This window comes from Photobacterium sanguinicancri, assembly GCF_002265265.1.
GTDB lineage: Bacteria > Pseudomonadota > Gammaproteobacteria > Enterobacterales > Vibrionaceae > Photobacterium > Photobacterium sanguinicancri.
Window position 1 is genome coordinate 1 of record NZ_NOIF01000431.1, and the last position, 541, is coordinate 541.

The 541-nt window shown below is 33.8% G+C and carries 2 protein-coding genes; both read left to right on the forward strand.

All coding sequences use genetic code 11. The annotated features are described in order from the left end of the window. Positions 1 to 360, forward strand: a 360-nt coding sequence (locus tag ASV53_RS24450; RefSeq protein WP_141226336.1) for a glycosyltransferase, incomplete at its 5' end; no start/stop codon positions are given. Continuing rightward, on the forward strand, positions 350 to 541 hold a 192-nt coding region (locus ASV53_RS24455; RefSeq protein WP_141226337.1), incomplete at its 3' end, for a hypothetical protein. The genes ASV53_RS24450 and ASV53_RS24455, both read left to right, overlap by 11 nt.

Below are 541 nucleotides of genomic sequence, written 5' to 3' on the forward strand. Positions count from 1 at the left end.
TTAATATATCCGTTGGCAAATGAAGTAGTTCTCGATAATTTAGATAGGGAACAGATAAAATCTGTTTTAGCAAATTCGCGCCTTATGCTATTAACTTCAGATAGAGAGGGCTCTCCTCAGGTTTTTAAAGAGGCTATGGCTGCCGGTTTGCCTGTGCTTTCAAGAAATGTCGGTGATGTCTCTGTTACTAGTCAGTACTCTCCAAATGCATATGTATCTAATGATGAGGAATTTCTAGATACAGCACTTGGTATTCTTGAAAAAAAAGAAAGAGTTTCATTTGATAAGTCGTTACTTTTTAATAATCTCGCTGTAAGTTCTGTGTGCGCGAAAATATTGGAGATAAGTCATGAATGTTAAATACTTGATTTTTTCAATGGACCAAGGTATTGGTGGGCATTTTATTAGTTTGGATGTGATTTCAAGAGCAATGGTAGAAAAGCCTGAAATTATTTGCATTGGTTATTCAAAACCATTGGTTGAATACTCTAATGTCAAATTTATTGATTTAAATTCATGTTCTGTTTATTCTGCATTTAAA